At 67.6% G+C, this 24597-nt stretch carries 24 protein-coding genes and 1 tRNA gene; 11 read left to right on the top strand and 14 right to left on the bottom strand.

Annotation, left to right across the window (positions count from 1 at the left end):
• Positions 1 to 8: 8 nt before the first annotated feature.
• On the top strand, positions 9 to 983 hold the full coding sequence (locus tag RNZ50_10775; protein ID MDT8855488.1) for a sugar-binding transcriptional regulator: 975 nt from the start codon (positions 9 to 11) through the stop codon (positions 981 to 983).
• The gene (locus tag RNZ50_10780; protein ID MDT8855489.1) at positions 980 to 2467 is read left to right on the top strand and encodes an FGGY family carbohydrate kinase; all 1488 of its coding nucleotides are present in this window, start codon (positions 980 to 982) and stop codon (positions 2465 to 2467) included. The genes RNZ50_10775 and RNZ50_10780 overlap by 4 nt, the downstream gene beginning before the upstream one ends.
• A gap of 565 nt (positions 2468 to 3032) precedes the next feature.
• On the opposite strand, the gene RNZ50_10785 is transcribed toward RNZ50_10780, so the two are convergent.
• The 3 genes from RNZ50_10785 to RNZ50_10795 all read right to left on the bottom strand — a co-directional run bounded on the left by RNZ50_10785 (position 3033) and on the right by RNZ50_10795 (position 4891).
• A tRNA-Glu gene (locus RNZ50_10785) sits at positions 3033 to 3107 on the bottom strand.
• Between the two features lie 98 nt (positions 3108 to 3205).
• Positions 3206 to 4012: a lytic murein transglycosylase gene (locus RNZ50_10790; protein MDT8855490.1), complete on the bottom strand. Its 807-nt coding sequence runs from the start codon at positions 4010 to 4012 to the stop codon at positions 3206 to 3208.
• A gap of 96 nt (positions 4013 to 4108) precedes the next feature.
• On the bottom strand, positions 4109 to 4891 hold the full coding sequence (locus RNZ50_10795) for a DeoR/GlpR family DNA-binding transcription regulator (protein ID MDT8855491.1): 783 nt from the start codon (positions 4889 to 4891) through the stop codon (positions 4109 to 4111).
• Positions 4892 to 5076: 185 nt separating this feature from the next.
• Between RNZ50_10795 and RNZ50_10800 the strand changes: the two genes are divergently transcribed.
• From RNZ50_10800 to RNZ50_10840, 9 genes are read left to right on the top strand one after another with little or no spacing between them, the layout of a single operon-like run.
• The gene (locus tag RNZ50_10800) at positions 5077 to 6360 is read left to right on the top strand and encodes an aminotransferase class III-fold pyridoxal phosphate-dependent enzyme (protein ID MDT8855492.1); all 1284 of its coding nucleotides are present in this window, start codon (positions 5077 to 5079) and stop codon (positions 6358 to 6360) included.
• A gap of 3 nt (positions 6361 to 6363) precedes the next feature.
• Positions 6364 to 7872 carry an aldehyde dehydrogenase family protein gene (locus tag RNZ50_10805; GenBank protein ID MDT8855493.1) on the top strand — a complete coding sequence of 503 codons (1509 nt, stop codon included), beginning with the start codon at positions 6364 to 6366 and terminating at the stop codon, positions 7870 to 7872.
• Between the two features lie 2 nt (positions 7873 to 7874).
• The gene (locus RNZ50_10810) at positions 7875 to 8474 is read left to right on the top strand and encodes a BMC domain-containing protein (GenBank protein MDT8855494.1); all 600 of its coding nucleotides are present in this window, start codon (positions 7875 to 7877) and stop codon (positions 8472 to 8474) included.
• Between the two features lies 1 nt (position 8475).
• Positions 8476 to 8874, top strand: coding sequence for a hypothetical protein (locus RNZ50_10815; GenBank protein ID MDT8855495.1), 399 nt, complete (start codon positions 8476 to 8478; stop codon positions 8872 to 8874).
• A complete protein-coding gene (locus RNZ50_10820) occupies positions 8874 to 9119 on the top strand; it encodes a EutN/CcmL family microcompartment protein (protein ID MDT8855496.1) in 246 nt (81 codons plus the stop codon). The genes RNZ50_10815 and RNZ50_10820 overlap by 1 nt, the downstream gene beginning before the upstream one ends.
• A 47-nt stretch (positions 9120 to 9166) precedes the next feature.
• Positions 9167 to 9451 (top strand): BMC domain-containing protein, encoded by a 285-nt coding sequence (locus RNZ50_10825; GenBank protein ID MDT8855497.1) that lies wholly within the window; start codon positions 9167 to 9169, stop codon positions 9449 to 9451.
• Between the two features lie 27 nt (positions 9452 to 9478).
• Complete coding sequence (locus RNZ50_10830; GenBank protein MDT8855498.1) at positions 9479 to 10132, top strand: hypothetical protein; 654 nt, start codon at positions 9479 to 9481, stop codon at positions 10130 to 10132.
• Between the two features lie 42 nt (positions 10133 to 10174).
• Positions 10175 to 11197, top strand: a complete 1023-nt coding sequence (locus RNZ50_10835) for a phosphotransferase enzyme family protein (protein MDT8855499.1) — start codon at positions 10175 to 10177, stop codon at positions 11195 to 11197.
• On the top strand, positions 11190 to 11537 hold the full coding sequence (locus RNZ50_10840) for a LuxR C-terminal-related transcriptional regulator (GenBank protein MDT8855500.1): 348 nt from the start codon (positions 11190 to 11192) through the stop codon (positions 11535 to 11537). The genes RNZ50_10835 and RNZ50_10840 overlap by 8 nt, the downstream gene beginning before the upstream one ends.
• Before the next feature lie 39 nt (positions 11538 to 11576).
• Here RNZ50_10840 and fabG read toward each other — a convergent pair whose 3' ends face one another.
• The 11 genes from fabG to RNZ50_10895 form a co-directional block, all read right to left on the bottom strand.
• Positions 11577 to 12347, bottom strand: coding sequence for a 3-oxoacyl-ACP reductase FabG (fabG, locus tag RNZ50_10845; GenBank protein ID MDT8855501.1), 771 nt, complete (start codon positions 12345 to 12347; stop codon positions 11577 to 11579).
• An 11-nt stretch (positions 12348 to 12358) separates the two neighbouring features.
• On the bottom strand, positions 12359 to 13174 hold the full coding sequence (locus RNZ50_10850) for an ABC transporter permease (protein ID MDT8855502.1): 816 nt from the start codon (positions 13172 to 13174) through the stop codon (positions 12359 to 12361).
• A 3-nt stretch (positions 13175 to 13177) separates the two neighbouring features.
• Positions 13178 to 14032 (bottom strand): ABC transporter permease, encoded by an 855-nt coding sequence (locus RNZ50_10855; protein MDT8855503.1) that lies wholly within the window; start codon positions 14030 to 14032, stop codon positions 13178 to 13180.
• A complete protein-coding gene (locus tag RNZ50_10860; GenBank protein ID MDT8855504.1) occupies positions 14032 to 15099 on the bottom strand; it encodes an ABC transporter ATP-binding protein in 1068 nt (355 codons plus the stop codon). The genes RNZ50_10855 and RNZ50_10860 overlap by 1 nt, the downstream gene beginning before the upstream one ends.
• 85 nt (positions 15100 to 15184) lie before the next feature.
• The gene (locus RNZ50_10865) at positions 15185 to 16342 is read right to left on the bottom strand and encodes a PotD/PotF family extracellular solute-binding protein (GenBank protein ID MDT8855505.1); all 1158 of its coding nucleotides are present in this window, start codon (positions 16340 to 16342) and stop codon (positions 15185 to 15187) included.
• 132 nt (positions 16343 to 16474) lie between these two features.
• Positions 16475 to 17170 (bottom strand): cysteine hydrolase family protein, encoded by a 696-nt coding sequence (locus tag RNZ50_10870; protein ID MDT8855506.1) that lies wholly within the window; start codon positions 17168 to 17170, stop codon positions 16475 to 16477.
• A gap of 9 nt (positions 17171 to 17179) precedes the next feature.
• Positions 17180 to 17602, bottom strand: a complete 423-nt coding sequence (locus RNZ50_10875; protein MDT8855507.1) for a diol dehydratase small subunit — start codon at positions 17600 to 17602, stop codon at positions 17180 to 17182.
• Entirely contained in the window at positions 17599 to 19887 is a 2289-nt protein-coding gene (locus RNZ50_10880) for a propanediol/glycerol family dehydratase large subunit (GenBank protein MDT8855508.1), read from the bottom strand. The genes RNZ50_10875 and RNZ50_10880 overlap by 4 nt, the downstream gene beginning before the upstream one ends.
• 90 nt (positions 19888 to 19977) lie before the next feature.
• The gene (locus tag RNZ50_10885) at positions 19978 to 21462 is read right to left on the bottom strand and encodes a lipopolysaccharide biosynthesis protein (protein ID MDT8855509.1); all 1485 of its coding nucleotides are present in this window, start codon (positions 21460 to 21462) and stop codon (positions 19978 to 19980) included.
• On the bottom strand, positions 21459 to 22484 hold the full coding sequence (locus tag RNZ50_10890) for a glycosyltransferase family 8 protein (GenBank protein MDT8855510.1): 1026 nt from the start codon (positions 22482 to 22484) through the stop codon (positions 21459 to 21461). Before RNZ50_10890 ends, RNZ50_10885 begins: the two co-directional genes overlap by 4 nt.
• A complete protein-coding gene (locus RNZ50_10895; GenBank protein ID MDT8855511.1) occupies positions 22481 to 24178 on the bottom strand; it encodes a hypothetical protein in 1698 nt (565 codons plus the stop codon). The genes RNZ50_10890 and RNZ50_10895 overlap by 4 nt, the downstream gene beginning before the upstream one ends.
• Positions 24179 to 24597: the final 419 nt, after the last annotated feature.

Below are 24597 nucleotides of genomic sequence, written 5' to 3' on the forward strand. Positions count from 1 at the left end.
GGACCCCGATGCCCCGAGCCCCGAAACTGCCGCAGGTCGATGCCGAGGAACGCTTTCTGGCGCGGGTGGCCTGGGCCTATTACGTCGAGGGGCTGACGCAGGAAAAGGTGGCCGAAAAGCTGGGCGCGACGCGGCTGCGCGTGAACAAGTCGCTGTCCGAGGCGCGGCGCACCGGCCTGGTGCGGATCACCTTCAACACCGCCTTCGCAGCCTGTGCCGAACTGGAACAGGCGCTGGTGGCGCGCTACGGGCTGCGGCAGGCCTATGTCGCCCCGTCGCCGGCCGACCCGAAAGACGTGCAGATGATCGTCGGCGCGGCGCTGGGCAACGTGCTGTCCGAGGTGCTGGCCGACCCGGCGGTGCGGCTGTTCGGCATGTCCTGGGGCAACACGCTGAACATGGCGACCCGCTTTGTCGCAGCACTCGAACGCCCGGATCTGGAGATCATCTCGGTGATGGGCGGCCTGACCCGCGGGTCCGACCTGAACAGTTTCGAGATCACCACAAGGCTTGCCGACCTCTTGGGCGCGCAGCACAGCTATTTCACCGCGCCGCTTTACGCCGGTTCCGCCGCCTCGCGCGACATCATCATGCAGCTCGACGTGTTCCGCGAGGTGCTGGAAAAGCTGCGCACCGTCGATGCCATGGCGATGGCGGCCGGGGACCTCTCGCGCCGCTCGCTCTTGATGCGCGACGGCCTGCCGTCAGACACCACGCTGGAGGAGTTGCGCGAGATGGGCGGCGTGGGCGACATTCTGGGCACGGTGATCGACGCGCAGGGGCGGCCGCTGCCACACCCGATCAACGAACGGGTGATCGGCATCGGGCTGGCCGATCTGGGCCGGATCGGCAACGTCATCCTCGCGGCGGGGGGGGCGCACAAGGTGCCGGTGATCCGCGCCGTGCTGGGCCTTGGGCATATCGACACATTCGTGACCGACGAGGCCACCGCCCGCGCCGTGCTGGCCGGGGATGCGGCATGAGCCTGCACATCGGCATCGACCTTGGCACATCTGGCGTGAAGGCTGTGCTGTTTCAGGATCTGGACCGCGTGCTTGCCGAGGCGGCGCTGCCCATCGCCGTGTCGATCCCGCAGGTGGGGTGGAGCGAGCAGCCCGCCGACCTGTGGGTCGAGGCGGTGTTCGCCTGCCTCGACCGGCTGGCGGCCGACGCCCCGGCTGCCATGGCATCCGTGGCGGGCATCGGGCTGTCTGGGCAGATGCTGGCGGCGCTGCTGCTGGGGGCAGACCTGCGCCCGCTGCGCCCGGCGATCCTGTGGAACGACCAGCGCGCCCTGGCCGAATGCGCCGACCTGCTGGCGCGCTGCCCCGACATCGGGCTGCGCACCAACGGCACGCCCGACCCCGGCATCACCGCGCCGAAACTGCTGTGGCTGCACCGGCACGAGCCGCAGGTGATGGCCGACGCGCGGATGCTGCTCCTGACCAAGGATTATGTCCGCCTCGCGCTGACCGGCGATCTGGCGACCGAACCGACCGACGCCGGCGGCACGCAACTTCTTGATTGCGCAAACGGAAATTGGGATGCCGACCTCTGCGCGCTGGTCGGCTGGAACCCCGACCACCTGCCGCCGCTGGTGCCCTCGTGGCAGGCGGCGGGCACGCTGCGCCCGGCGCTGGCGCAACGCTGGGGCATGGCGCGCGGCGTGCCGGTGGCGGCGGGGGCGGGCGACAACATGGGCTCCACCCTTGGCGCCGGGGCGGCACGGCCGGGCGATGCGGTGCTGACCATCGGCACCTCGGGCGTGGCCTGCATCGTCGATGGCGCGTTCCACCCCGGCCCGCAGCACGCCATCCTGACCAGCGCCCACGCCGCCCCCGACACCTTCCTGTCGATGGGCGTGGTGATGAGCGCCACCGCCTCGCTCGACTGGGCGGCGCGGCTGGGCGGCACCGACGCCGCGACGCTCGCCGCCGAGGCCGGGGCCTTCGCCGCCTCCGGTCGTCTGGCCGATGCGCCGCTGTTCCTGCCCAGCCTGACCGGCATCCGCACGCCGCTGAACCGCCCCGGCGCGCTGGGGCGGATGTCGGGCCTGCATCCGGGTGTCGACCGCGCCATGCTGGGCTATGCCACCATGGAAGGCGTGGCCTTCCAGTTCGCCGACTGCGTCGCGGCGCAGCGCGCGGTCGGGGTCGCGCCCGCGCGGTTCATCGCGGTCGGGGGCGGAACGCGCAGCGCGCTCTGGCTGCGGCTGCTGGCCACGGCGCTGGGGCAGCCGCTGCACCTGCTGCCCCGGTCCGACATCGCGGGGCCGCTGGGGGCGGCACGGCTGGCATCCGTCGCTGCGGGGGCATCCCCCGATTCCCTGCGCGCCCCCCTGCCGGTGCTGGGCCGGATCGAGCCCGACGCGGGGCTTGCCCCTGCCCTTGGCGCCCGCCGCGCCCGCTTTGCCGACCTGCTGCGCGCGGCCGCTCTGGCCGGCAACGGGTCGGGAGCCGGCGGCTGAAGCGCCCTTCGGCGGGTCGGGTCGATGAGCCTCGCTCCCCGCCGAGGCCCGCCCCCCGCCGAGGCCCGCCCCCCGCCGAGGCCCGCCCCCCGCCGAGGCCCGACCCACGCCGAGGCCCGACCCCTGTCGGCACTGCCTTTGCCAACCGTGCCGACCGGGCTCGGGTCGCCGCTGGTCCGGCCATGGCTGCCCGGCCCGACCGTCGCACCCGCGCGCCCTTTGCGCCGAAGCGGAAGTCGCGCGCGGCCCCTGTCCGCCAGCCCCGGCCGGAACGCCGGCATCAGCGAAGGTTCGATGTCGCCGCGAATCCCGAACGCCGGTTCCCGCGCCCCATGCATTCCCCCGGCACGCAAGACGCACGCATTCCAGCCCGCACTGGCCTCGGGCGTGCGCGGGATGCTGATGGGTTGACCGGCCTTGAGGTAGCCCCGTTCGGCAGCGTTTCCCGCCCGCCGGGGCGTCGGCAGGCGGCTTTCAGGGGGTCACCCTGTGATGGGCAAACGGTGGGGCAGGGGTTTCGCGCCTTGCGCATGATCCTGCAAGAACATGGCTTGCAGGAAGCGATTGGCAGCCCGTAGGGGAGTCGAACCCCTCTTACCAGGTTGAAAACCTGGTGTCCTAACCGATAGACGAACGGGCCACGTTCGGCGTGACGCGGTGTCTAGGACAGTGCCAGCCGTTGTGCAAGAGGGAAACGCGCAGTGCGGGGCGGACTGTGGCTGGACCGTTGCAGCGCGGTCAGTCGTCGATCCCGGCACCCATGATGGCGATGGCCTGCTGATAGACGGTCGCGGCATTCCATTGCCGGATCACCTCGAAGTTCGGCTCGCCCTGCTGATAGCCCTGGCCCGGGCGCCAGCCCTTCTGCGCGAGGAAGTTCGCGGTCGATGCCAGCGCGTCGATCTGGTTGTTCAGGTCGATCCGGCCGTCGCCATTGCCGTCGACCCCGTAGGCCAGCACGTTGCCGGGAAGGAACTGGGTGTGGCCGATCTCGCCGTGCTTGGCCCCGACCGAGGCGGCGGTGATCGTGCCGCGGTCCACCAGTTTCAGTGCGGCGATCAGGTGGCCGGTAAAGAACTCGGTCCGGCGGCAGTCGTAGGCCAGGGTTGCGATGGCCGACACCACGTTGCTGTCGCCCATGAACCCGCCAAAGGCGGTTTCCATGCCGTGGATCGCCAGCACCACGCCCGGGGGCACGCCATAGGTCCGCTCCAGCGACCGGTAGAACTCGGGGTTCTTGGCCAGACGCTTGCGGCCCTGCGCGATGATCGTGCTGGAGCCGCGCACTTCCATGAACCTGGCCAGCGTATACTTGAAACTTTTCTGGTTGCGGTCGGCGCCGATGGTCCGGGTGGCGTAGCTTGTTCCCATCAGCGCATCGACGCCGCGTGCGCCAACCCCCGCGGCTGCGGCTTCGCGTGCCATCACGGGTTTCCACGCCTCGTAGCCGCTGCCAGTGTTGCCGCAGGGGGCAGCGAGGGCGGCGATCGGGGCAACCAAAGCCCAGCCCAGCAGGGCGGAATACAGTGTTTTTCTCAGCAACATGAAACCTCTGATCTGAATGCAGTGCCAGTCTAAGCACTTCGCCCAGCCGCACAAGGCGTAAACCCCCCGGAGGCGGGCCCGAACACGGGGTGTTCATCAGGCACCGGCCACGACCACCGCCACCCCGGCATCGGCCAGCGCAACAGCAAGGCTGCCAGATGGCGGCTGGTCGGTGATCAGGGTCATGGCCCGCGACCACGCGCCATAGACCGTCAGCGACGGATTGTCGAACTTGGTGTGATCGGCCAGGATGAAGGTCTGCGCCGTGCGCCGCATCATCGCGCCATAGACCAGCCCGGGGCCGAGGCCCGCATCGTTCGGCCCCTCGGCGGTCAGGCCGCTGGCACCGAGGAACGCCTTGCTGACATGGAACCGGTGCAGGGTCTCGACGGTGTCGGGGCCATGGATCAGCCCCTCGCGCCCGTCGAACTGCCCCGGCAGCATCAGCACCTTGTGGGTGACATTGGCCGCCAGCGCCGCCGCGACCGAGAATGCATGGGTGATCACGGTCAGATGGTCGCGCGAACTGGCCAGCCGCCGGGCGAAATGCAGGGTGGTGGCGCCGCCGCCGATCGCCAGGATGTCGCCCGGGTCCACCCGCTGCACCGCCGCGTCCGCGATGCGGGCGCGTTCGGCCGGCATCAGCCCTTCGCGCACCGCAAGGCCGGGTTCGGGCCGAACCGCCCGCATCGCCCCGCCATAGGTGCGGTTGATCTTGCCGGCCTCGTCAAGGTCTGCCAGGTCGCGCCGGACCGTTTCGGTCGAGACCGACAGCCGCGCCGACAGGTCGTTCACCCGCAAGGTGGGGGTGGCGCGAAGCTCTTCCATGATGCGCGACTGGCGCGCGGATTTGCCAAGGCGGGAATCGGCTCTGGTCATGCTGGTCGGTCCGGAGTTCGTGGCAGGGGTTGTGGCCGGGATGCGGGCGCGGTCGTTCCGTTGGCCAACATGCCACAAACACGGCAGGTTCACAGCCCCGATTCAGCCCGATTGACAGGGGCCGCCTGCCATGCTTCCATCATCGGGTGTTTGAAGTCGGGCAAACCGGCCTGCGGGAGGATGCGATGTTCGACTACGGCCACTTCAGGTTCGAGAACAAGCAGGCGCTTTTCGACACGTCGATCCGCTACTGGAACCCCGACAAGACGAAGTTCTGGCAGAACGCCGGGATCGACCTGGTGATCGGCCGCCGCGAGGGCTACTGCCTTTACGACATGGACGGGCGCCGCCTGATCGACCTGCATCTGAACGGCGGCACCTACAACCTCGGCCATCGCCACCCCGAACTGGTGGAAACGCTGAAGGGCGCGCTGGACTATTTCGACATCGGCAACCACTGGTTTCCCTCGGTCGCCCGCGCGGCGCTTTCCGAGGCGCTGATCCGGGTCACGCCGGGGATGAAATATGTCGTCTATGGCGCGGGTGGCGCGGAAGCGGTTGATATTGCGATAAAATCGGCACGCTATGCCACCAAGCGGCGCAAGATCGTGTCGATCATCAAGGGCTATCATGGCCATGGCGGGCTGTCGGTGGCGACCGGTGACGAACGGTTCAGCAAGATCTTCCTGTCGGATCAGCCCGACACCTTCATCCAGGTGCCGTTCAACGACATCGGCGCGATGGAGCAGGCGCTGAAGGCGGGTGACATCGCGGCGCTGATCATGGAAACGATTCCCGCGACCTATGGCTTTCCCATGCCGAAGGAGGGCTATCTGGCCGCCTGCAAGGCGCTGTGCGAAAGATACGGCGCGCTCTACATCGCCGACGAGGTGCAGACCGGCATGTTGCGGTGCGGTCAGTTGTGGGGATGGCAGACTTACAACATCCAGCCCGACATCATGGTGGCCGCCAAGGGGCTTTCGGGCGGGCTTTACCCGATTTCGGCCTGCCTCGTGAACGAACGGGCCGGCGAGTGGCTGAACGAGGATGGCGCGGCCCACATCTCGACGGCGGGCGGGGCGGAACTGGGCTGCATCGTCGCGCACAAGGTGCTGGAGATGCTGCAGCGCCCGGAAATCATCGCCTCTATGGAGGCGGTGACCGAATTCTTCCGCGACGGCATGGCCGAGATGATGCAGCGCCATTCCGACATCTTCACCGGCGTGCGCCAGCGCGGCGTCGTGCTGGGGCTGGAGTTCAACCATCCGCAGGGCGCGGTCTACGTCAGCCGGGCGCTTTACGAACACGGGGTCTGGGCCATCTTTTCCTCGCTCGACAAGCGGGTGTTGCAGTGGAAGCCGGGCGTGCTGCTGAGCCATGCGATGTGCCAGGAAATCATGGACCGCTTCGACGCCGCGATGCCGCGGGCGCGCGACCTGATCCGCGCCGCAGGCCAGAAGGGAGCCTGAGCGATGACCGATGTGCTGCTGACAGTCCCCGATGCGGTCTACGAACAGGCCAGGCTGAAGATCGAACGCTCGCGCTGGGCATCGGTGCGGTTCCAGAAGCTGGACCGTGCCGCCACGCAGCGCATCGTGCAGGCCGTGGCCGAGGCGGCCCATGGCAAGGCGCAGTTCTACGCCGAATGGGCGGTGCGCGAAACCGGCATGGGCGTGGTGGCGCACAAGCGGCAGAAGAACGAGGCCTGCTCGCGCGGGCTGGCGGAACTGTATGGGGCCGAGGATTTCGTGACGCCGCGGGTCGATGCCGCGCGGAAGATCGTCGAACTGCCGCGCCCGGCCGGGGTGATCTTTGCGCTGATCCCGGTGACCAATCCGGTCGCCACGGTGTATTTCAAGACCATGCTCGCGCTGATGACGCGCAATGCCATCATCCTGAGCCCGCATCCGGGCGCGCGCGAGGTCTGCGCCGACGCGGCCCGGGTGCTGTCTGACGCGGCGCGGGCGGTGGGTGCGCCGGACGGGGTGATCCAGGTGATCGAAGACCCGACGATTCCGCTGATCGAAAGGCTGATCGCGGATGAGCGGGTCGATCTGGTGATCGCGACGGGCGGCCCCGCGGTGGTGAAGGCGGCGTATCGGTCGGGCAACCCGGCCTTCGGGGTCGGGCCGGGCAACGCGCCGGTGCTGGTCGATGACAGTGCCGACCTGAAGCTGGCGGCACGGCGGATCGTGGCGTCGAAATCCTTCGACAACTCGATCCTTTGCACCAGCGAATCCACGCTGCTGGCCTTTGCTTCGGTGGCTGATGCCCTGCTTGCGGCGCTGAAGGCCGAGGGCGCGCATGTCTGCACACCCGCCGAAACCGGCAAGCTGCGCACGCTGCTGTTCAACGGGCAGGGTTTCAACCCCGCGATGATCGGCAAGGATGCCGCGATCATCGCCCGCGAGGCCGGTTTCGCCGCGCCGGGGGCCAGGATCCTGATCACGCCGGTCGATCTGGTGCAGCCCGAGGAAAAGCTGGTGCGCGAAAAGCTGTGCCCGGTGCTGGCCTTCGCCCGGGTGGGCGGCATGGATCAGGCGATCTCCTGCGCACGCTCGATGATGCGGACCGCGGGGCGCGGCCATTCGGCGGCGATCCATTCGCATACCGAGGCGCATGTGATGGCCTTCGCCGCCGCATTGCCCGCGCTGCGCGTCGCGGTGAATGCCGGCTGTTCGCTGGGGTCATCGGGGTTCGAGACCAATCTGGGGCCGTCGATGACCATCGGCACCGGGTTCGCAGGCGGGTCTTCGCTTTCCGACAACCTGACGCCGCATCACCTGCTGCAATTCGCCCGCATCGCCTACAACAAGGACGCCTCTGAAAGCTTCGGAAATTTCAGCGGGATGGACCCGCTGCACCTGCCGCTGGCCGAACCGCGGGCGTTGCCCGCCCTGCGCGACACCGATCTGGAAGACCTGCGCCGCGAATTGCGCAAGATCATCCTCGAGGAGTTGAGCGCGGTTCGCGCGGCATGATCATGGCAACGCTCCGCTCCTTCATCTTTCTGGACCAGTTGCAGCCGCAGACGCTGTGTTCGCTGGGTTCGTGGATCCGGGGGTCGCTGCCGCGCCGCAACATGGCCGCACAGATCATCGAGGTGGCTCCCGGCATCGACATCGAGGCGCTGACCGATGTCGCCCTGAAGGCGGCCAACGTGCAGGGCGGCATTCTGGTGGTCGAACGCCAGTTCGGGTATCTTGAGATCCACGCGCGCGATGTCTCGGCGGTGAAGGCGGCGGCGGCGGCGGTGCTGGCCGTTCTGGGCAAGCGCCCCGACGAGGCGATGCCGCCGAAGATCCTGTCGTCGAAGATCATCAGCCGGATCGACCCGGGCCATGCCTTCCTGATCAACCGCAACAAGGGCGGTTCGATGCTGCTGGCGGGCGAAAGCCTGTTCGTGCTGGAAACCGAACCGGCGGCCTATGCCATCCTCGCCTGCAACGAGGCGGAAAAGGCGGCCAACATCAAGATCGTGGACTATCGGATGATCGGCGCGACCGGGCGGCTGTATTTGTCGGGCACCGAAGCCGAGGTCAGGGCGGCGGCCGGGGCCGCGCATCAGGCATTGGGGGCATAGCATGGCATTGGATGCATCGGTCGATCTGCGGGCACTGGTGCGCGAGGTGCTGCGCGAAACGATGGCGGCACGGGCGGCCCCCGCAGGCGGGGTGCAGGCGGTCAGCATTGCCTGCGACGCCGACCTGCAGGCGTTCCTTGTGCGTCTGGCTGCCCCCGGCACCATCGAGGCGGTGCGGTCGGGGGCGCTGAGATTCACCCTTGCGGCGGGGCAGGCGGGCCATGGCCTTGCCGTTCCCGCCGCCCCGGCCACGGGCGCGATGGAGGGCGTGATTTCCGAACGCCGCCTGCAGGGCATCGCCGCGGGCAGCACGCTGACCCTTGCCGCAGGTGCCGTGCTGACCCCGATGGCCCGGGATGTCGCCCGCCGCCTCGGGCTCAGGATCGAAAGGATGCGATGATGATCAAGGCCACCGTCACCGGGCGGATCTGGTCCACCAAGAAGGTCGCAGAAGTGCCTGCCGGGTCCATCCTGGAAGTGCAGCTCGATGGCACCAGCAGCACGATGCTGGCCTTCGACCCGCTGGGCTGCGGCATCGGCGAAAAGGTCATCGTCGCCACCGGATCGGTCGCGGCCTCGTGGTTCGCGGACAAGTCGCCGCCGATCGACGCGCTGATCATCGGGTCGATCGACGACCCGGCCTGACAAGACCGCCGCAGTTCACCCAACCCCACGTCACCAAGGAGGATACCATGTCTGGCAATGCACTCGGAATGATCGAAACCAGGGGCTATGTCGCGGCGCTGGCTGCGGCGGATGCGATGGTCAAGGCGGCCAACGTCACCATCATCGGGCGCGAGGAGGTCGGTGACGGGCTGGTTGCCGTGGTGATCTCGGGCGATGTCGGCGCGGTGAAGGCGGCTACCGAGGCCGGGGCCGAAGTGGCGGGTCAGGTCGGCACCGTGGTGTCGGTGCATGTGATCCCGCGGCCCCATGCCGACGTGTCGAAGTTCTTCACCTCGGGCAGCGGCAAGTAACGGGCCGGGTGGCAGGGGGCTGATGCCGTGGCAAGCACCGGGACGCAGGCAAGGGGCGACCTGCGGGTCTATCTGACGCTGGAGGACCTGCAACCGCAGTTCGCGGCCTATCTGGGCACGCCGACCCGTGCGCGGGGCTACCCGCCCTTTGCGGGCCAGCACGCGCTGATCATCGAGGTTGCGCCCGGCCTGATGATCGAACGGGTGATCGACCTCGCGCTGAAGGCCGACCCCGATCTGGAACCGGGCATCCTGTTCGTCGAACGCCAGTTCGGCATTCTGGAGATTCACGGCAGCGACAAGGGCCGTCTGCTGCAGGCCGGGCAGGCGATGCTGGCCGGGCTGGGCCTCGATGCCGAAGCGGCGCTGGCGGCGACGATCCTTTACACCGACGTGATCGAGGACATTGCCGATCAGCACGCGGTGATCATCAACCGCAACCGCCAGGCCTCGATGGTGCTGCCGGGCGAGACCCTGCTGATCGCAGAGATGGTTCCGGCGCTTTATGCGGCACTTGCGGCCAATGCGGCGGAAAAAGTTGCGCCGGGTCTGACATTGGTCGATGTGCAGATGATCGGCGCGGCGGGCCGGCTGTACATGTCGGGCAGCACTGCCGATGTGGAAAGGGGCCTGGCCGAAATCGGGCGGGTTCTGGGCGCGATCAGGGGGCGGGCAGGCTGAGGCGGCGGTGGCCGAAAAGGCCGGACGATGGGGAAGCGGAACGTGACGGATTTTGACCATCCTGGCCATGATGCGCAACTGGCGGCCCTGCTGGAGCTTGCCATCGCCGCGACGGGGCATTTCGCCCTGCCGCCCGGACTGGATGTCCGGCTGATCAACCTGTCGGAAAACGCCACCTATGCGGTGCGGGCCACCGACGGGCAACGCTGGGCGCTGCGCATCCACCGCGACGGCTATCACTCGCGCCGGGCCATCGCGTCGGAATTGGCGTGGCTGCAGCATCTGCGCACCAGCGGGGTGGTGGTGACGCCCGCGCCGGTGCCGGGAAAGGATGGCGAGATCATCCAGACCGTCGGACATCCGCGCATGAAGAACCCGCGCCATGTCGTTCTTTCGCAATGGGAAACCGGCACAGAGCCCGGAATCGGCGAAGACCTGTCGCGCCCCTTTGAACATCTGGGCGAGGTGACGGCGCGGATGCACCGCCACACCCGCGACTGGCAGCGCCCCACATGGTTCACCCGGCCGACCTGGAACTTCGAGACCGCGCTGGGCGAGGCCGCGCCCCATTGGGGGCGCTGGCGCGACGGGATCGGGGTCGATGCCGAAAAGGCCGCCCTGTTCGCCCGAACGGTCGATCTGATCGGGCGGCGGCTGGCGGCCTACGGGCAGGACCAGAGCCGCTTCGGGCTGATCCACTGCGACCTGCGGCTGGCCAACCTGCTGATCGACGGCGAAGAGGTCAAGGTGATCGACTTCGACGACTGCGGCTTCAGTTGGTACATGTATGACGCGGCCACGCCGGTGTCGTTCTACGAACACGAACCGCAGGTGCCCGACCTGATCGAAAGCTGGAAGACCGGCTACCGCAAGGTGCTTGATCTGCCCGCCGCCGACGAGGCCGAGATTCCGACCTTTGTCATGCTGCGGCGCCTGCTGCTGGTGGCCTGGATCGGGTCTCATGCCGAAACCGATCTGGCCCGGTCGATGGGCCTGCCCTACACCGAGGGGGCTGCCGGGCTGTGCGACGCCTATCTTTCGGCCATGGGGAGGGGACATGCCTGAACCGGCCAGACCCGCCATCGGCCTGCCACGGCAGCGGGCGGCGCGGGATCTGCGCGACGCCCGCCCTGCGCTGACGGTTGTGGCGCCCGGCCGCCGCGATTTCGGGGCGGTGCGCGACCTTGGCTATGCGCCCAACCCCCATGCGCTGGAAGGGCGGCATCTGGAGGTCGCGCAACTGGTGGCGCTGGGGCTGGCCGACAAGGAAATCGCGCATGTGCTGGCCATCAGCCAGGGCACGGTCAAGGGCCATGTGTCGACGATCCTGCGGCTGCTGGGCCTTTACCGCCGCACCCAGATCTGCCGCTATGTCCACGAGGCCGGGCTGTTCCCGGCGACGTAGGCCCGCCCCCCCCGCCGGGCCACCCCGCCCGGGCCCGCGTCAGGCCTGCGCCAGCGCCTCGAGGCTTTCCGGCAGGATCTGGCCGCCGTCGACGATGATGGTCTGCCCGGTGACATAGCCCGCCTCGCGCGAGGCGAAGTAGAGCGCGGCATGGCCGATGTCGGCCACCGTGCCCAACCGCTTGAGCGGCACAGAGGCCGCCATTGACGCCTGATATTCCGCCCCCATGCCCTCCAGCCCCTCGGTGATGATGTTGCCCGGCATCACGGCGTTGACGGTGATGCCGTATTTCGCCAGCTCGATGCAGGCGGTGCGCATGAAGCCAAGCTGCCCCGCCTTCGAGGCGCCGTAATGCGTCCAGCCGGGGTAGCCGGTCACCGGGCCGGTGATCGACGAGGTGATCACGATCCGCCCCTGATCCGAGGCGCGCAGATGCGGAATGGCCGCCCTCACGCTGTGGAAGGTGCCCTTGAGGTTGGTGTCGATCACCTCGTCCCATTGGTCAGAGGTCATCTCCTCGAGCCGGGCGGGGGGGAAGATGCCCGCATTGGCGCAGAGCACGTCAAGCCCGCCATGCTGTGCCACCACCGCCGCCATCGCCGCCTCCATGCTTTCCAGCGAGGTGACATCGCCCGCAAGGCCGATGGTGCCATGGCCGATCTCGGCGGCAGCGGCCTCGGCCTGATCGCGGTTCCTGGACAGGATGGCGACCCGCGCCCCGGCCTCGGCAAAGACCTGCGCGATGCCCTTGCCGATGCCCTTGCTGCCGCCTGTGACCAGCACGGAACGGCCCTTGAGTGATGCAGACATGAAATCCTCCCCTATTCGTCTGAAACCGCCCGCCGCGCCCGGCGGGTTGCCAGGATCAGGGCATAGCCGCCGACCAGCACCAGCACCGCGACCAGTGTCGAAACCGTGCCCAGCACCGGAACCCCGGGCGTGTAGCCCGCCACCATCTTGGCATAGAGATATTCGGGCACCGTCGTGTCGGCCCCCGTGGTGTAAAGCGACAGCGGAAAGTTGCCCCAGGACAGCAGGAACGCGAACAGCGCGCCCGAGAACAGGCCGGGGAACAGCACCGGCAGCGTCACCTCGCGCAGCACCTGCCAGCGCGTCGCGCCCAGATCATAGGCGGCCTCCTCCAGCGCCGGATCGAAACTGTAGACCTGAATCGAGATCACCAGCGTGACCACCGGCACGATCCACACCAGATGGGCAAAGACCGCCGTCTGCCACGACATCTGCAACCCCAGCGCGTTGAACCACAGCAGAAGCGCAAGCCCCAGCACCGATTGCGGAAAGAAGATCGGCAGCAGGATCAGCTTCTGGTAGGCAGACCGCCCGCGCCAGTCATACCGCGCGAAGGCCAGCGCGCCAAAGAACGCCAGCGTGACCGCCACCACCGTCACGCACAGCGCGATGGTGACGGAAGTGGTCAGCAACTGCCGGATCTCGAACGAGGCAAAGGTCTTGCGCCACCAGTCCAGCCCGTATTTCGCGATCGGGAACTGGAAATAGCGGCTGGCGGTGAAGGACGCCAGCATGATGCAGACCGTCGGAATGTAAAGGAACACCAGCACCGCGAGGGTCCAGGCGGTGATCAGGGCGTGGCGCAGGCGCTGGCCTTTGTCGGACATGGTCTATTTCCGCCCCAGGAACCGGTCGAGATCGAACCGCCACAGCGCCGCCAGCACCAGCCCGCCCACCACCAGCATCAGCAGCACCGACAGGGCCGCCCCCAGCGGCCAGTTCTGCGCGTAGGTGAAGGCAATCTCGATATCCTGCGCCACCGGGATGATGCGCTGCCCGCCCATCACCTTGGCCTCGGTGATCGCACCCACCGCCAGCACGAAGGTCAGCAGGAACCCGATGGTGAAGCCGGGCATCGACAGCGGCAGTTCGATCTCGCGAAACACCTGCCAGCGGGTCGCGCCAAGGTCGCGGGCGGCGTCGCGGGTTTCATTCGGGACCATGCTGATGCCAAGCGTCAGCGGAAACAGCATGAACGGCAGGTAGACATACACCATCCCCAGCAGGATCGCGGTGCGCGTGAACAGGATGCTTTCCAACTCGACGCCGAACATCGACTTCAGCGAACCCAGCAGCACGCCGTTCTTGATCAGGAACAGCACCCAGCCATAAATCCGGATGTTCTCCGACACGAACAGCGGAATGGTGAACAGCAGCGTCAGCAGCGTCGCCCATTTGCCGAACACCCTGACCAGACCGTAGGCCACCGGGTAGCACAGCACCGCCAGCACCAGCACCGTCACCGACGCCAGCGCCAGCGACCACAGGAACGAGACATAGCTCGTGCTCTGGAAGATCGTCACATAGTTGTCGAGGCTTGGCGCGGCCGCGAGCGAGAAGGTGCGGGCCGGCATGAAGCTGAACCAGACCACCGCGACCAGCGGCGCCAGAAAGCCGCAGAGCAGGAACAGCAGCACCGGAAGCGCCGACCGTCCGCCCTGGCTCAGATGCAGGAACTTGCGCATCAGTCCTCCACCAGGATGCTGTCGGCGGCGTCCCAGCCGATGCGTACCTCGTCGTCCAGCGCGCCGGTGAACATCTGCTGGCGCAGTTTCTCGACGACAAACACGCCTTCACCGACCCGGACCTGATACTGGATGCGCGAGCCCAGGGCGTATTCGTTGTAAAGGCGGCCGGTCACAGAGTTGTCGGCCTCGGACCCGGCGGCGATGAAGCGCAGGAACTCCGGGCGGATCACCAGATGGCCGCTGGTGAACCCCGGCGGCATCTTCGGCGGCTTCAGCGCCCCCGGCACGGCGGGCGAGCGCAACAGGCCGCCCGGCCCAAGCTCGACCGCCAGCACGTTCACATCCCCGATGAATTCCGACACGAAGCGCGTGTTCGGCGCGCTGTAGATTTCATGCGGCGAGCCGACCTGCACCAGCTTGCCCGACCGCATCACGCCGATGCGGTCGCTCATCACCATGGCTTCTTCCAGCGAATGGGTGATGTAGACGAAGGTCTTGCCGGTTTCGTGGTGGATGTCTTTCAGCTCCTTTTCCAGCGTCTTGCGCAGCTTGTAATCCAGCGCCGAAAGCGGCTCGTCAAAGAACAGGATCTGCGGGTCGTAGGCCAGGGCGCGGGCCAGCGCCACGCGCTGCCGCTCGCCGCCCGAGCATTTCATCACGTTCTTGCCGTAGTAGGATTGCGGCAGCCGCAGCAGATCCATCAGATCCAGCGCGCGGGCCTTGCGCTTGTCTTTGGCGTCGCCCCGGATCTTCAGCGAGAACTCGATGTTCTCGCCCACCGTGCGATGCGGAAACAGCGCCAGCGACTGGAACACCATGCAGGTCGGGCGCAGGTTGGCGGGCAGGTCGTTGATGCGCTGGCCGCGCAGCAGGATGTCGCCGCTGGTGGCCTGTTCCATCCCGGCCAGCATCCGCAAAAGCGTGGTCTTGCCCGACCCCGAGGGGCCGACAATGGTGAAGAACTCGCCCTCGGCAATTTCAAGGTCGATGTGATCGACGGCTGCGAAGGTGCCGAACCGCTTGGTGACCGATTTCAGCGACAGGATGGAATTGGGTTCGGCCATGGTCGGGAATTGCTTTCGATGCAGTCGGAAAACTGCCCCTGCGACGCGTGCCGCAGGGGCTGCCGGAAAACGCGCCTCCGCCGCGCTAGGCGTCGCGCTTGGCGGCGGTCATGATGTCCAGAAGCTTGTCGTAATCGGGCACGATGTCATATTCGACCGAGCGCGCCATCTCCTCGCCCAGGCTGTCCCACTGGATGGTGTCAAGCTCCTCGGGGGTGAACAGCTTGAAGCACTCGGGGTTGCCCATCTGCGACACCGGGTTGAAGGTGCCTTCGGCAAAGGCCACGGTATGCGCCATCTCCGGCGACTGGACGTATTCGAGGAACTGCTCGGCCAGCGGCGAAAGCTGGGGGTTGTTGACCTGCGAGGTGATCTCGATCCAGGCGATGCCGCCCTTGCCCCCCGCCATCGGCCCGGAATTGGGCGTGATGCCGCGGATTTCGGGATGCCCGTCGGCCCGGGCGGGCGAGGCGGAATAGGTGCCGCCCGTCAGGTGGAAGTCGATCTCGCCCGAGATAATCGCCTGGTTCATCGTGGCGATGTCGCCTACCAGTTTCGCCCCGCCGAACACGCGTTTCGCGGCTTCGGTGAACTTCGCGACCTCGGCGTCGTCATGCATCTTGAACGGGTCGAACCCGGCGATGCAGCAGATGCCGAACACGTTCCAGTCGTCGGATTCCAGGATGCCGTATTTGCCGGCGTTGGCCGGGTCGTTCCACAGGTTCCAGCCCTGATCCTCGGCTGTGGCACGGCTGATCTTGTCGGTGTTGACCACGAAGCTGTAGGGGCCGAACCGCTGCGCCATGCCCAGAAGCTCGGTGCCGCTGTCATCCATCGCCCATTGGTAGGGCGGCTTGAAGTCCGGCATCATCGTTTCGAAATAGGGTTCGAAACGGGCACGGTCCAAGGGCTTGATCAGCCCTTCGGGGTGCATGACCTTGCGCGCCCAGGGGTTGTTGACGTTGATCAGATCCCAGATGTTGGTTTCGCCTGCCCGCAGGCGGTTGATCATCGTGGGGTCGTTGGTCAGCGATTCCGCCTTGACCGTGGCCCCGGTGGAGGACCGGAACGGGTCGAGCACCTGCGCGGAATTGTAGCCTTCCCAGCACAGGATGTTCAGTTCCGTCTCGCGCGCCGCCCATGCCCGTCGCGGGGCAAGGGTGCCACCCGCCGAAAAGGCCGCGGCCATGATCGCCGATTGCTGCATGAAATTGCGGCGTGAAATCTTGCTGCCGTTCACCATGTCTCACTCCATGTCCAGTGTTACATCCACCCGGCTGCCCTTGTTGACAGGGCTTGAGCCGGGCGGTCCCTGTAGAAAGTAAAGGGCATAGGGTGCAGGTTGACAAGCAGGTCGTTCGACTATTTCCCCGCCTCAGGTCCACCGCATGATCGCCGCCAGTTCGGCGCTTTGCATGACGTGGCAGTAGATCATGTTGATCACCTCAAGCTCCTTGTGGTGCAGGTCTTCCGACCCGGCGGCGCAGAGGTCTTCCAGCACGATCACCGCAAAGCTTTCGTCGGCAAGGCTGCGCACCGTCGAGGACACGCACTGGTCGGTGAAGATGCCGGTGCAGATCACCGTCCTGATGCCCAGATTGTGCAGGATCAGCCGCAGGTTGGTGCCGGTCAACGCGGAGTCGGTGGTCTTGGTGATCTCTATCTCGTCTCCCACCGGTTGCAGGTCGGGCACGATCTGCGAGGGATGGCCGCGCCTGGGCAGCAGCAGGTTGTTCCACCCCGGCAGTTTTTGCGACAGCGACCGGTCGCGCCCGTCGTCGGTGTGGCAGGCGATGCGGGCGAAGATGCATTCGATCCCGGCGGCCCGCGCTTGTGCCAGCAGGGCGGCGGTGCGGGGAATGACCTGGGTGTGCATCCGGGTATGGAACGGGGTCCACAGGTCGTATTGTGCCTGTTCCACAGGCGAAAGGGTGGCGCGGTCGGGGCGGGCGAGGTAGGTGTTCTGCACGTCGATCACCAGCAGCGCCGTTTCGGCGGGCCGCAGCACCGGTGTTTCGGGTTCGGGAGCGGTGGCGTAATAGATCGAACGGTAGGCGGTTTTCCAGCTCATGCGCGGCCCCTAGTAGCGGGTGGTGAACAGGCCGCGCTTTTCGTAGATCTCGGCGGCCTCCTCGATGAATGCGGCAATCGCCGGGGCGGCGTGGGTGTCGCGCAGCAGGGCGGCACGGTCGAGCAGATCCTGCTTGCCGCGTGCCCGGCCGGGGCGCAGCAGCTCGTAGGTGCTCATGATCAGATCCTGCGGCACGGCCACCAGTTCCGCCGCGCGGGCGAAGTTGAGCGCCAGTGTCGCGCGGCCCGCATCGGCGGCGATCTCGGCCTGATCGTGCAGGGCCTGCGGCGTGATGCGCAGATCCTCCATCGTCACCTCGCCCGCCAGCACCGCCGCCAGCGTTATCTCGTCCAGCGTCTTGCCGCGTTGGCCCTGCACCCGGTCGGGCCGGGTTTCGGCCAGCGGATAGTCGGCGGTCGTCAGTTTCTTCATGGCCGCTGCCCCGTTTTGGCATCCAGAAACCGAAGGTCGATCTCCTGAGGTTCGGCCCCGTCGGCCGTCAGGCCGGTTTCGATCGCATGGATCAGCGCCACCCGCGCGTGATAGCGCGACCCCATCGCCTCGCCCCGCGTCGGCACCACCACCGGCTCGGGCGCCTCGCCCAGCGCATAGGCGGCGGCGTTGCGGCCAAAGCCCGCGTAATGGTCGAGCGTGGTGATCGGCGCGTTGGAAAACAGCTCCAGATTGTTGTGCGGCAGACGGTCGGCGGCGTGGATCACCGCCGTGCCCTTGGCCTGGATGCCGATGCCGATGCCCGACCCCGACAGCCGCGCCGCCGTCAGCCCCAGAAACGAGGTGTCGGCGGTGTGCCGCATCCGCACCACGCGGGCGCGGAGGCCCCGCGCGGCAATGGCGTCGGTCATCACCCGCAGCACGTCAGACAGCCGGTGCCCCGCCGTGGTCTGATAAAGCTTCACCCCGAAGGCCGGGCTGATGCCGATCACCACCTCGTCCGGCGCGCGGCCGACCTGCGCCACCCCCGTCGCGGGATAGGCAACCCGCCCGGCCTCGGCCTTCTCGAACTGCGCCTCGGCGCGCAGCACCTCGGGCTGGTCGAGCACGTCGCGGATGTCGTTGATTTCCTGCCTGCGGTCCTCGGTCATCCGGTAGCCGCTGCCCGGCCCACAATAATCGTTCGGGTCGTTGATGGCGGATATCACCCGCCCGCCCCGCACCATGGCCGAGGTTTGCAGGTAATCGCCCGACACCCGCAGCTTGACCACCGACAGCAGGTTTTCCGCCTCGTCGATGAACCCGCGCCGCGCCAGCGCCCGGATCACGTCGATCACCGTGATGCCGCGCGCCTTGATCGCCTCGGACATCGGCGCCACCTCGCCGGGGCTGAAGCTGCGGGTTTCGGCCGAGCCAGAGGCCACCACCACCGAGGCCTGCATCGCCGCCGTCGGTTCTGCCAGCCCCAATTCGTCCAGCACCGCCGAAATCGCTGCCACCGCTCGCGTCCGCAGGTCGAGCGCGCGGTGTTCGGCCAGCGGGGTCAGCCCGCCGTCGGCCTCGAAATCGCGCTGCAGCACCAGGTAATCCTCCATCTCCTCGGCGTTGAACAGCGAGGGGTTGAAGGAGTTGTCGTAGGCCGGGATCGAGCCGAAGCCCGAACAGATCAGGTCGGACCCGGCAATCAGATAGGGCAGGATCTTCGCCCCCACCCGGATCTCGGATTCCGACGAGCGCGCGTCGTTGCCGCTGGCACATTCCAGATCGAGCCACACCGCCAGCAGGTTTTCCGCCATCAGCTCGCGCACCCCGCCGGGCACGGTCGCGGTCAGCGGCGCGCCGTCGATGCCGCCGTTCTGGGTGCCCTGCACCCCCATGCCGCGCTGCAGGCACAGGCAGCGCGCCTCGAGATAGAGCAGCGTCTTGGCCTCGTGAAACCCCATCAGCAGTTCCGACCCGGCGCCCGAGGTGCAGCGCATCTTGATCCCGCGCGAGGCATAGGCGGCGGCCAGAAAGCCCTTGGACCACGGCGTGTCGTCGCCGTCGGTGAAGCTTTTCTCGGTGCCATAGACCGAAACCGTCTCGGCATAGGAGGTGAAGCCCGCCATGCCGATCCGCAGTTCTTCCGCCTCTTCGGACGAGCACTGGAACAGCACGCCCCAGCGCCCCACCGCCGCCCCCACGGCACAGGCCACCGCATTCGACCACGCATTGCGCGACACCCGCATGGTGGTCTCGATCTCGTCAAAGCCGTAGGCCACGGCGGTGGCGGCATCGGCGGCCAGTTGCAGCGGGTCGTCCTTGGCGTTGGTGACATGCGCCTGATTGCCCGGCGTCTTGCGGGCACGCATCCTGGAATAGGCGAAGGCGATTTCCAGCGCGTTCAGGCGCGACACCACGTCGGCCAGCTTGGCCGGGGTCAGCCCGCGCGCCAGCCGCACGAGGTCCGCCCGAGGCACGTTCATGTCGACCAGCATCCGCGCGAGCTGCCCCGACTCCATGGCCATCGCCTCGGGCACGATGGCCGGGTCTAGGTGGTGGCGCGCGATGAAGGCGTCGATCATGTCGAAGTCATGCGCCAGCACGCCGTCCATGCTGACGATCCGGCCCGCCTCGATGCCGACGCCCGGTTTGGGGTCGGCCGGGCTGCGGAAGGCGGAAAAGCCGTTGGCCGGGTCTTCGCGGGCAAACTTGTCCAGCCGCAAGGGGCGCGCGTCCCATTCGGCAAAGCGCCGCCAGCGGTTCGGAAGGGCCGGTTCGGTCATCGGGGGTCACTCCTCGGGCGCAGAGTGCGGTCGCCCCGCCGACCCTGTCAATCTGGTCTTTCGGCTGGCGGGTCTCCGGCCCGGCGGCGGTCAGTCCAGGGGGGTCGCGGGCAGGGTCGGCTGCGGCTGGCCCCGCCTGCCCGCGACGATCCGCAGCGCGGCCAGGATCTCGGCACCCAGCGGATGCCGGGTCAGCCGCAGGGCCACAAGCCACCCGACCGCCCCGCCCAGCACGGCCAGCCCGGCATGAAGCCAGTCCATGTCGAACCCCGTGGGCGACACCGCCAGCACGATCACCGGAACGATGGCGGTGCCCAGCGTCAGCAACGCACTTGCCCGGGCGGTATGTGCCATTTCGACCAGGCTCAGCCCGATGGCGCGCCGGATGAACAGCAGCGCGACCAGCATCTGGAACGGGGCGATCACCAGCAGGCTGGCCGCGACCCCGGCAAGCCCGAACATGTTGGCCGCGACGATCATCGCCACGATCGAGGGCGGAATCGAGATCAGGCTGGCGTAAAGCGTATCCTGCACCCGCCCCGCCGCCACGAGCACCGGGTAGGTGAGGAAGGCCGGCGCCAGCGCCATGGTGCCGATGGCGATCAGGCGGACAAGCGGTGCAACCTCGCCCCACTGGCTGCCCAGCAGGATCGCCACCACCGGGTCGGCAAGGATGGCAAGCATGATCAGCATCGGCCACTGGATGGCCGACATCAGCTCGAACCCGCGCAGGTAGCTGGTCTTCAGCGCACCCCCGGCCCGCACCCGCACCGCCATGGCCGGCAGCACAACCGGCTGCAGGGCCGAAACGACGGTCTTGTCCGGCAACTGGCAGACGGTCACCGCACGCGCATACAGGCCGACCGCGTCGAAACCGAGGATCTTGCCGAAGGCGAGCCTTGGCAGCATCTCGTAGGCCATGTTGAGCAGCGTCACCGAACAGGATGCCGCCCCGAACGACAGAAGGCGGCGGATCTGGAACAGCGAGGGGCCATACATCCATAGCCCGGGCCGGAAGCCGAAGGCGACGACAGCGATGATCGCGTTCGAGGCGACATAGCCCCACATGTAGCTCATCGGGCCGAAACCGGCGAACCCCAGCACGATCGTCACGCCGGCATTGGCGACGGCGGCAGTAATGTTGATCACCGCAAGCGCCCGGAACGCCAGATCGCGCCGGAGCAGCGACAGGGCCGGCGTGGCAAAGGGGATCACCAGGATCGAGATCGTCGCGACCTCGATCAGCCGTTGCAGGTCCGGCTCGCCGTAGAACCCGGCGATGCCGGCCGCGCCGAGGTAGAAGGCCAGCCCCATCAGCATCGACAGCACCAGCGTCACGGTAAAGGCGCTGCGCACCACGGCGCGGCTGATCGTGCGTTCCTGCACGATGAAACTGCTGACTCCGAATTCGCGGAAGTTCTCGGCCAGCAGCACGACGGCATTCGCGACGAAGAACAGCCCGGTTTCCGCCGGGGTCAGGATGCGGGCCATCACCATGGTGGTGCCGATCATCAACACCTGCGTCACATAGCGGTCGACGGCCGAGAACAGGACGGATCGCCGGACGCTGCTCATGGCCGGGGCACGCCCGGGCGGCCAAGGCCGACAGCGCCCGCCAGTTTCACCGGCACCCGACGCAGGGTCCAGAGCACCTGGAGATAGTCGATCCCGATCAGCGACAGCGCCCGGTCCAGGGCGAATTCGGCGCGCTGGGCCGGCGTAAGGGCTCGTGCGGTTTCGTCCGGCGGCCAGGCGGTCTTGCGCCGGTAGCGGATGTAGTCGCCCTTGCGCGGGATGCGCGAGCGGAACAGCCAGGGCTTTTCCGACCCGGTGTAGTGCAGGATCGCCGGCCGCCTGCGGGCGGCCACCGTCTCGGACACCTCGCGGGGGAACTGGCGGCGACCGCACAGATACATCCGCGCCTGCAGGTTCCAGCGGCAGTCGAGCAGATGGATCCGGCCCTGAAGCACCGCGTTGATCGCGTCCTGATCGTGGAACACCAGCCTGGCCCCCTGCTGCTCGATGAAGCGGACCAGCCGTTCGGTCGTGCGGTCCGCGCGCCAGCGCGACAGGTCCATCACCAGCACGCCGGAGTTGACGTAAGGATGCCCGGCCGGAAGCCCGATCTCCCGCAGGCGGTCGGGCGAGACCATGGCGGGCAGCAACGGATAGTCCGGCGCCGCGGCAACCAGATCGTCGCCAAGGTCGAGCGACCAGAGCGGGCCGAGGTCATCGACCACCACGGTATCGGAATCGAGGTAGATCAGACGGTCGATGCTTTCGGGCAGGATCTGGGGCGCGAACAGGCGCAGGTAGCATTCCTTCGACAGAAAGCCGTCCACGAAGAAGTCGCTGACCGTGGCCGCCTCGACCCGGTGCAGGGTCAGGCCCAGATTGGCGGCGGCGGCGAAGCTCTGGCGCAGCAGCGTTTCCGCGGCGTCGTCGCGGTCACAGGTGATCAGGTGAACATCCAGAAACGCCCCGCGATTGCTGTCCGCGGCCGACAGGGCCGAAACGGCGACATGGGGAAAATAGCGGGCATTGGCGCAGTACAGGATGCTGAATGTCTGGTCGGGAAGGGGGGGGTGCGTATTCAATGGCTCCTCCGGATGCGGACAGTCCCGCGCGCCCTGCTGCTGACCCATTCGGGCACAAGATATTTCCAGGCATCGACCGACGACCGGAAGGCAAAGCCGCCCTGCAGGGCCAGCGCCGCCCACGTCCGCAGGCGCAGGCCCGGCGGCAGGACCTTCAGCGCCGTCTCGCGGGCTATGGCAAGCTTGCGCGCCGCGGACGGGTCGGTCTGGATGTTCCCGTAGACGAAGGGCGAGAAGCAATCGACATCGTCGGTGGCGGCGGTATCCTCGGGCATCGTGGCGGGGGTGGCCCTGGGGCAGCGCATCGCCCTGGCGTAGACCTCGTGCAGCGCCTCGGTCCACGCAGCGCCGGTGTTGGTCGCCAGGATGTCCTGCCGGGTGCGCTCGCCGATCGCGGCGCGGGCCGCAGGGTCGGAAATCAGCCGGGCAATCCCGGTCTGAAGGCCCGCGGTCGATTGCGTGCGGATCAGCCCGTCGTCCAGGCCCGGCGAGTCCGCCCCCATGATCTCGCAGCCGGGCCCGAAGGGATTGCGGGTGATCAGCGGCAGGCCGTGCAGACCGGCCTCGAACATCGAGGTGATCGACGAGAACGGAAAGGAATCCAGATAGATGTCGGCCGCGTCCAGAAACTGCGCGGTGTCGGGCCGCTCGTCGAAGGTCATGATCCGGCGTGCTATGTCGGGGTCGTCGGCCCCCCAGCCGACCGTGCGCCCCGGCCCGACCGCAACCAGCCAGACCCGCGGATCATGGCGCAGGATCGGCAGCAGGGCATCCGCGTAGCTTTGCCCGCCGACCGGGCGGAACTTCACCGAACGGGCGATGGTCAGGATCACGATGCTGTCTGATGGCAGGCCGAGGCTCTTTCTGGCCAGATCGCGCGACCCCCGCGGCGCCACCGGCTCAAGGCACAGCGGCAGCAGCGCATTGCGGCGTTCGTCGATGCCGCGCCGGGTTTCCGACAGCCGGAAGCCCGAGACGCGGGTGTTCACCACCAGGTCCGAAAACCCGGCGCCAAGCCAGAACAGGTGGTCGGAGTGATTGAGAAAGATCACCGGCGGTCGCCGGCGCATCCCCGCCAGCGCGATGAAGGGTATCACGTCCATGTTGTGGACATGCAGCACGACAAGGTCTGCCTCTGCGATCATGCCCTGAAGCCGCCGCGCCCAGACCAGCAGGCCGCCGACCGCCCGGTTCAGGTGCGCGACGCGGCCCCCGCTGGCGGTCACCGCCTGCGAAAGGGACCCGGGCACCTCGCCCGCCTGTCGGGTCAGGGCCAGCGAATGGCTGTTCGCGGCATCGTGGTCGATCCATCTTGCCATCATCCGCGCGTGGCCGGCCACGACGGCCACCTGTGTGGCGACATGCAGGACCTTCATCGCCCTGCGCGGGTCGGCAGTCTGCGGGGCGCGGCCCTCGCAGGGGGCGGCACGTTCCCCGATTGCCTGAAGCGCCCGTTCGAGCGAGGCCGAGGCGAACAGTCCGGCGTGCCAGAAGGTCGCGTAATTCGCGGCCACCTGTGCGGCTGCGGCGGCCTGCGTGTCGCGCCCGGACGCGACCAGCGCATCCACCCGTTCCAGCAGCCGGTTGAATTCGGCGCGGTGTTCCGTCACAAGCGCGCTGCCCCGGCGGCGCCAGGGCATCAGCACATCGGCGTCGAAAGCCTGATCCGCGGGTCTTCCGGTTGCCTCGATCACTTCCGTTCTTTCCACCTGTGTCGGGCGCTGCCGCGGGACTTTTGCGCCGACCGCATTTTCGGAAGACCGCGACCCCGCGCGCTACGCAATCGGGTGCCATGACCCGCCACAATGGCATAACACGGCCTTCCCGCGGCAGGAAACGCACCTGTTCGGATGATGAATCGCGCGGCATTCCGGCCGGGCGGTGCAGGATCGGCTGGGCGGGGGCGGCCGAGGTCGCATAAGAGGTAGACGCCCTGACCGGCTTCATCCAATCGGAGATCCCTTTTCAAAGCCGATTGACAGACTCGCTTGCGGGCAGTTGACGTGGAACGTGCATTTCCGGACAGGATGAACCGGAACGAAGACCGCATTTTCCTTGACGCATCGCCGGGTTGCAATCTTCAGGCTCGGCATTTCAATCGAGCAGGACAGCC

This window comes from Paracoccaceae bacterium Fryx2 (assembly GCA_032334235.1).
GTDB lineage: Bacteria > Pseudomonadota > Alphaproteobacteria > Rhodobacterales > Rhodobacteraceae > JAVSGI01.

Bases quoted from the DNA above. Each gene is read 5' to 3' on its own strand.
- RNZ50_10775 (MDT8855488.1), top strand. From the start codon at position 9: ATGCCCCGAGCCCCGAAACTGCCGCAGGTCGATGCCGAGGAACGCTTT.
- fabG (MDT8855501.1), bottom strand. From the start codon at position 12,347: ATGTCTGCATCACTCAAGGGCCGTTCCGTGCTGGTCACAGGCGGCAGC.
- RNZ50_10825 (MDT8855497.1), top strand. From the start codon at position 9,167: ATGTCTGGCAATGCACTCGGAATGATCGAAACCAGGGGCTATGTCGCG.
- RNZ50_10805 (MDT8855493.1), top strand. From the start codon at position 6,364: ATGACCGATGTGCTGCTGACAGTCCCCGATGCGGTCTACGAACAGGCC.
- RNZ50_10800 (MDT8855492.1), top strand. From the start codon at position 5,077: ATGTTCGACTACGGCCACTTCAGGTTCGAGAACAAGCAGGCGCTTTTC.
- RNZ50_10850 (MDT8855502.1), bottom strand. From the start codon at position 13,174: ATGTCCGACAAAGGCCAGCGCCTGCGCCACGCCCTGATCACCGCCTGG.
- RNZ50_10840 (MDT8855500.1), top strand. From the start codon at position 11,190: ATGCCTGAACCGGCCAGACCCGCCATCGGCCTGCCACGGCAGCGGGCG.
- RNZ50_10880 (MDT8855508.1), bottom strand. From the start codon at position 19,887: ATGACCGAACCGGCCCTTCCGAACCGCTGGCGGCGCTTTGCCGAATGG.
- RNZ50_10885 (MDT8855509.1), bottom strand. From the start codon at position 21,462: ATGAGCAGCGTCCGGCGATCCGTCCTGTTCTCGGCCGTCGACCGCTAT.
- RNZ50_10860 (MDT8855504.1), bottom strand. From the start codon at position 15,099: ATGGCCGAACCCAATTCCATCCTGTCGCTGAAATCGGTCACCAAGCGG.
- RNZ50_10870 (MDT8855506.1), bottom strand. From the start codon at position 17,170: ATGAGCTGGAAAACCGCCTACCGTTCGATCTATTACGCCACCGCTCCC.
- RNZ50_10815 (MDT8855495.1), top strand. From the start codon at position 8,476: ATGGCATTGGATGCATCGGTCGATCTGCGGGCACTGGTGCGCGAGGTG.
- RNZ50_10780 (MDT8855489.1), top strand. From the start codon at position 980: ATGAGCCTGCACATCGGCATCGACCTTGGCACATCTGGCGTGAAGGCT.
- RNZ50_10795 (MDT8855491.1), bottom strand. From the start codon at position 4,891: ATGACCAGAGCCGATTCCCGCCTTGGCAAATCCGCGCGCCAGTCGCGC.
- RNZ50_10810 (MDT8855494.1), top strand. From the start codon at position 7,875: ATGGCAACGCTCCGCTCCTTCATCTTTCTGGACCAGTTGCAGCCGCAG.
- RNZ50_10790 (MDT8855490.1), bottom strand. From the start codon at position 4,012: ATGTTGCTGAGAAAAACACTGTATTCCGCCCTGCTGGGCTGGGCTTTG.
- RNZ50_10875 (MDT8855507.1), bottom strand. From the start codon at position 17,602: ATGAAGAAACTGACGACCGCCGACTATCCGCTGGCCGAAACCCGGCCC.
- RNZ50_10855 (MDT8855503.1), bottom strand. From the start codon at position 14,032: ATGCGCAAGTTCCTGCATCTGAGCCAGGGCGGACGGTCGGCGCTTCCG.
- RNZ50_10865 (MDT8855505.1), bottom strand. From the start codon at position 16,342: ATGGTGAACGGCAGCAAGATTTCACGCCGCAATTTCATGCAGCAATCG.
- RNZ50_10820 (MDT8855496.1), top strand. From the start codon at position 8,874: ATGATCAAGGCCACCGTCACCGGGCGGATCTGGTCCACCAAGAAGGTC.